The sequence below is a fragment of the Rhodococcus chondri genome, assembly GCF_036327435.1.
GTDB classification, from domain to species: domain Bacteria; phylum Actinomycetota; class Actinomycetes; order Mycobacteriales; family Mycobacteriaceae; genus Rhodococcus; species Rhodococcus chondri.
In genome coordinates this window covers 1-5,746 of sequence record NZ_JAUZMZ010000235.1, presented here as the reverse complement: position 1 = coordinate 5,746, position 5,746 = coordinate 1, and the positions used below count along the sequence as shown (strand labels likewise).

Below are 5,746 nucleotides of genomic sequence, written 5' to 3'. Positions count from 1 at the left end.
TACGGTGCTGCAGATGGTCGAGGATCTCGGACCTGCGACAGCGGTCGACACGCGGCGCGGGCCCGTCGAACAGCTCGTGCAGGCACCCACCGCCGGTCTCGCGCTGCTCTTCGGTGTCCTCGGCGCGACCGGAGCCGGTGCGGATTTCGCGGACGCAGTAGAGAAGATCGTCGTCTTCCGCGGCGAGATGACCGTGCACGTCCGTCGCGCGCATCTACCGCAGGTGGCGCTGGCCCTGCGGAACGAACCCGCCCTCCGCTTCGAACTCTGCCTGGGAGTGAGCGGAGTGCACTACCCGCAGGAAACCGGCCGGGAACTGCACGCGGTGTATCCGCTGATGTCGATCACCCACAACCGGCGCATCAGGCTCGAGGTCACCGCACCCGACGACGATCCGCACATCCCGTCGCTCTACGCCGTCTACCCGACCAACGACTGGCACGAACGGGAAGCGTACGACTTCTTCGGCATCGTGTTCGACGGCCATCCCGCACTGACCCGCATCCAGATGCCCGACGACTGGCACGGCCACCCGCAACGCAAGGACTACCCGCTCGGCGGAATCCCCGTCGAATACAGGGGCGCCACGATCCCGCCCCCGGACGAGCGGAGGGAATACAACTGATGAACGAACCCGCATCCACGGGCACCGCCCGCGACGAGACCGTCCTCACCTCCTCCGGCAGCGACTGGGACGAGGTCGTCACCGCCGCGGCGCAGGCCGGTGAAGACCACATCGTCGTCAATATGGGTCCGCAGCACCCCTCCACCCACGGCGTGCTGCGCCTCATCCTCGAAATCGACGGTGAGACCGTTACCGAAGCGCGTTGCAGCATCGGCTATCTCCATACCGGCATCGAGAAGAATCTCGAGTACCGCAACTGGACCCAGGGCGTCACCTTCGTCACCCGCATGGACTACCTGTCGCCGTTCTTCAACGAGGTGGCGTACTGCCTGGGCGTGGAGAAACTCCTCGGCATCGCCGATTCGATCCCCGAGCGCGCCGATGTCGTGCGGGTCATGCTGATGGAACTCAACCGCATCGCCTCGCACATGGTGGCCCTGGCCACCGGCGGTATGGAACTGGGCGCCACCACTCCGATGCTGTTCGGTTTCCGCGAACGCGAACTGATCCTCGACGTCTTCGAGACCATCACCGGGCTGCGCATGAACCACGCCTACATCCGCCCGGGCGGTCTGGTGCAGGACCTGCCGGCCGAAGCGGTGCCCATGATCCGCGATCTGCTGGCCCTGATGCCGACCCGGATCCGCGACATGGATCTGCTGCTCACCGACAACCCCATCTTCAAGTCCCGCACCCAGGGCATCGGCTACCTGGACCTGACCGGCTGCATGGCCCTCGGCGTCACCGGACCGATCCTGCGCTCCACGGGCCTGCCGCACGACCTGCGCAAGGCGCAACCCTACTGCGGATACGAGAACTACGAATTCGACGTCGCCACCGCCACCGGCAACGACTGCTACGGCAGGTACCTGATCCGGATCGCAGAGATGAAGGAGTCGCTGAAGATCGTCGAGCAATGTCTCGACCGGCTCCGGCCCGGCCCGGTGATGGTGGAGGACAAGAAGATCGCGTGGCCCGCGGATCTCGCACTGGGCAGCGACGGTCTCGGCAACTCTCCGGAGCACATCCGTCGCATCATGGGCACGTCCATGGAGGGACTGATCCACCACTTCAAACTCGTCACCGAAGGGATCCGCGTGCCCGCGGGCCAGGTGTACGTGTCGGTCGAGTCGCCGCGTGGCGAACTGGGAGTCCACATGGTCAGTGACGGCGGTACCCGGCCCTACCGGGTGCACTACCGGGACCCGTCCTTCACGAATCTGCAGGCGGTGGCAGCTATGTGTGAGGGAGGCATGGTGTCCGACGTCATCGCGTCGCTGGCGAGCATCGATCCGGTGATGGGCGGGGTGGACCGATGACCACCGAATATGTGCGCAACACCGACTCCGGCGACGACCTGCCGTCCGTCGGCGCGACCCCGCCGGCTCCGGTGTTCGTACCCCTCGGCCCGCGCCCCGAGGAAGACACGCTCCTGGTGCAGCCCGGTGCCCCGCGCAGCTATCCCGACGAGGCAGGTGCCCGCCTCGACGCGGACGCTGCGGAAATCATCGCCAGGTATCCGCACCCCCGCTCGGCGCTGCTTCCCCTGCTGCACCTCGTGCAGTCCGAGGACGGCTACATCACGCCGGCGGGTATCGAATTCTGCGCCCGGCACCTGGAGCTGTCCGGAGCCGAGGTCGCGGCCGTCGCCACCTTCTACACGATGTACCGCCGCAAGCCCACCGGCCGCTACCACGTGGGCGTCTGCACCAACGCGCTGTGCGCGGTGATGGGCGGCGACGAGATCTACGGTGCCCTGCGCGAGCACCTCGCCGTCGGCAACGGCGAGACCACCGACGACGGCGCGATCACCCTCGAACACATCGAGTGCAACGCGGCGTGCGACTTCGCTCCGGTGATGACCGTCAACTGGGAGCTGTTCGACAACCGCACCGTCCGGTCGGCCGTCGAACTCGTCGATGCCCTGCGCGACGGCACGCCCGCCGTGCCCACTCGCGGTGCGCCCCTGTGCAGTTTCCGGGAGACCGCCCGCCTTCTCGCCGGATTCCCCGACACCCGGCCCGGAGTCCTCGAAGCCGGCGGCAGCGCCGGGGAGGCGTCCCTCGCCGGTCTCCGCATCGCGCGCGCACACGACATGGCGGCGCCACCGCCGCCGCGCGACGACGCACTCCCGCAGAGCCGGGACGCCTCCGGCGCCACCGGAACGCCGCTGACCCCCGTCCTCACGAGCTACTGGGACGACGACCGGTCCTGGACACTCGACACCTACCGCCGCCACCACGGCTACGAAGCCCTGCCCCTCGCGCTGGGCATGGAACCCGACGCGGTCGTCGGCGCGGTCAAGGACTCCGGCCTGCGCGGTCGCGGCGGCGCCGGCTTCTCGACCGGCACCAAATGGTCGTTCATCCCGCAGGGCGACGACAAACCGCACTACCTCGTCGTCAACGCCGACGAATCGGAACCCGGGACCTGCAAAGACATTCCGTTCATGTACGCCACCCCCCACGCCCTGATCGAGGGAGTGATCATCGCGGCCTACGCGATCCGGGCACGGCACGCCTTCATCTACCTGCGCGGGGAGGCGGTCCCCGTCCTGCGCCGACTGCACGCCGCGGTTGCGGAGGCATACGGTGCCGGCTATCTCGGAGCCGACATCCTCGGCTCCGGATACGACCTCGACGTCGTCGTCCACGCCGGTGCCGGCGCCTACATCTGCGGCGAGGAGACGGCGCTGCTCGACTCTCTCGAAGGCCGGCGCGGACAACCGCGTCTACGTCCGCCGTTCCCCGCGGTCGCGGGCCTTTATGCCTCGCCGACCGTGGTCAACAACGTCGAATCCATCGCGAACGTGCCGCCGATCATCCGCAACGGGGTCGAGTGGTATCGATCCATGGGTACCGAAAAATCTCCGGGCTTCGCGCTGTTCTCCCTGTCCGGTCACGTGACCACCCCGGGCCAGTACGAGGCGCCCCTGGGTATCACCCTGAGGGAACTGCTGGAGTACGCGGGTGGGGTCCGCGCCGGACACCGGCTCAAGTTCTGGACCCCGGGCGGCTCGTCCACACCCATCTTCACCGACGAACACCTCGACATACCTCTCGATTACGAGAGCGTCGGGGCCGCCGGGTCGATGCTCGGCACCCGGGCGCTGCAGATCTTCGACGAAACGACATGTGTGGTGCGGACGGTGCTGCGCTGGAGCGAGTTCTATGCCCACGAATCCTGCGGCAAGTGCACCCCGTGCCGCGAAGGCACCTGGTGGCTCGTGCAGATCCTCGACCGCCTCGAACACGGCCGGGGAACCGAGGAGGACCTCGCGAAGCTGCTCGACATCTCCGACAACATTCTCGGACGGGCCTTCTGTGCGCTCGGTGACGGCGCGACGAGCCCGATCACCTCGTCCATCGGTTACTTCCGCGACGAGTACCTCGCGCATTTCGAACACGGTGGCTGCCCGTTCGATCCGCACCGGGCCACGCTCGCCGCCGGCGCATCACGCGAGGGGGAGACCCGATGACCACCGCTTCCGGAGCCGACGCCACGGGCACCGTCCCGGCCGACCTCGTCACCGTGACCATCGACGACACCGAGATCCGGGTTCCCAAGGGGACGTTGGTCATCCGGGCCGCCGAACTCATCGGTGTCCAGATTCCGCGGTTCTGCGACCATCCTCTCCTCGAACCCGTCGGGGCATGCCGGCAATGTCTGGTCGAGGTCGAAGGCCAGCGCAAACCGCTGGCCTCGTGCACCACGGTCGCCACCGACGGCATGGTGGTCCGTACACAGCTCACCTCGCCCGTGGCCGACAAGGCCCAGCAAGGTGTGATGGAACTGCTGCTCATCAACCACCCGCTCGATTGCCCCGTGTGCGACAAGGGCGGCGAATGCCCGCTGCAGAACCAGGCGCTGTCCAACGGGCGCGCCGAATCCCGCTACGACGAACCGAAGCGGACCTATCCCAAACCGATCGCGATTTCCTCCCAGGTCCTGCTCGACCGGGAACGGTGCGTCCTGTGCGCGCGGTGCACGCGCTTCTCCGAACAGGTCGCCGGCGACCCGTTCATCGACATGCTCGAACGGGGCGCATGGCAACAGGTGGGCATCTACACCGAAGAACCGTTCGAGTCGTATTTCTCCGGCAACACCGTGCAGATCTGTCCGGTCGGGGCGCTCACGGGCACCGCCTACCGGTTCCGGGCTCGACCGTTCGATCTCGTCTCCAGTCCGAGCGTGTGCGAACACTGCGCCAGCGGCTGTGCGCAACGCACCGATCATCGTCGCGGCAAGGTGCTGCGGCGCCTCGCCGGCGACGACCCCGAGGTGAACGAGGAATGGAATTGTGACAAGGGCCGGTGGGCCTTCACCTACGCCACCCGGCCCGACCGCATCACCGGCCCCCTCGTCCGCACCGCCGACGGTGAGCTCACACCCGCGTCGTGGCCGATGGCGCTGGCCGTCGCGGCCCGCGGGCTGTCCGCGGCACACGGGAGCACAGGCGTCCTGGCCGGTGGGCGCCTGACCATGGAAGATGCCTACGCGTACGCGAAGTTCGCGCGAACGGCCCTGGGCACCAACGACATCGACTTCCGCAGTCGTCCGCATTCGGCGGAGGAGGCCGACTTCCTCGCGGCGCGTGTCGCCGGTCGCCGCATGACCGTCACCTACACCGACCTCGAGAACGCCCCCGTCGTGCTGCTCGTGGGGTTCGAACCCGAAGAGGAATCGCCGATCGTGTTCCTCCGGTTGCGAAAGGCGGTGCGCAAGAAGAACCTCGGCGTCTGGTCGATTGCGCCGCGCACGAGCCGTGGCACCGAGAAGATGGGCGGGCGGGTGCTGCATTGCGTTCCCGGCGCAGAGGCACACCTGCTCGACGCCATCCACACCGGCGACACCGCGGCTGCTCTCGGTGCGGAAGCGTTCGACGCCGCGCTCCTGCGTCGACCGGGCGCGATCGTGCTGGTGGGGGAGCGGCTCGCTACCGTGCCCGGTGGCTTGTCCGCCGCCGTCCGGCTGGCCGATGCCACCGGCGCACGGCTCGCGTGGGTTCCCCGGCGGGCCGGCGAACGCGGCGCCGTCGAGGCCGGCGCGCTCCCCACCCTGCTACCCGGTGGCCGCTCGGTCGGCGACACCGACGCGCGCCGCGAGGTCGACGCCGTGTGG

4 protein-coding genes are annotated in these 5,746 nt (G+C 68.2%); all 4 read left to right on the top strand.

Annotated features, from left to right (window positions below):
• The first annotated feature begins 4 nt into the window (after positions 1-4).
• Positions 5-625, top strand: coding sequence for an NADH-quinone oxidoreductase subunit C (locus tag Q8814_RS23860; protein ID WP_330154451.1), 621 nt, complete (start codon positions 5-7; stop codon positions 623-625).
• Entirely contained in the window at positions 625-1,944 is a 1,320-nt protein-coding gene (gene nuoD / locus Q8814_RS23855) for an NADH dehydrogenase (quinone) subunit D (RefSeq protein WP_330154450.1), read from the top strand. Before Q8814_RS23860 ends, nuoD begins: the two co-directional genes overlap by 1 nt.
• Entirely contained in the window at positions 1,941-4,103 is a 2,163-nt protein-coding gene (gene nuoF, locus Q8814_RS23850; protein WP_330154449.1) for an NADH-quinone oxidoreductase subunit NuoF, read from the top strand. The genes nuoD and nuoF overlap by 4 nt, the downstream gene beginning before the upstream one ends.
• Positions 4,100-5,746 (top strand): NADH-quinone oxidoreductase subunit G (locus tag Q8814_RS23845; RefSeq protein ID WP_330154448.1); only part of this gene is annotated, 1,647 nt, incomplete at its 3' end. The genes nuoF and Q8814_RS23845, both read left to right, overlap by 4 nt.

Bases quoted from the DNA above. Each gene is read 5' to 3' on its own strand.
- nuoD (WP_330154450.1), top strand. From the start codon at position 625: ATGAACGAACCCGCATCCACGGGCACCGCCCGCGACGAGACCGTCCTC.
- nuoF (WP_330154449.1), top strand. From the start codon at position 1,941: ATGACCACCGAATATGTGCGCAACACCGACTCCGGCGACGACCTGCCG.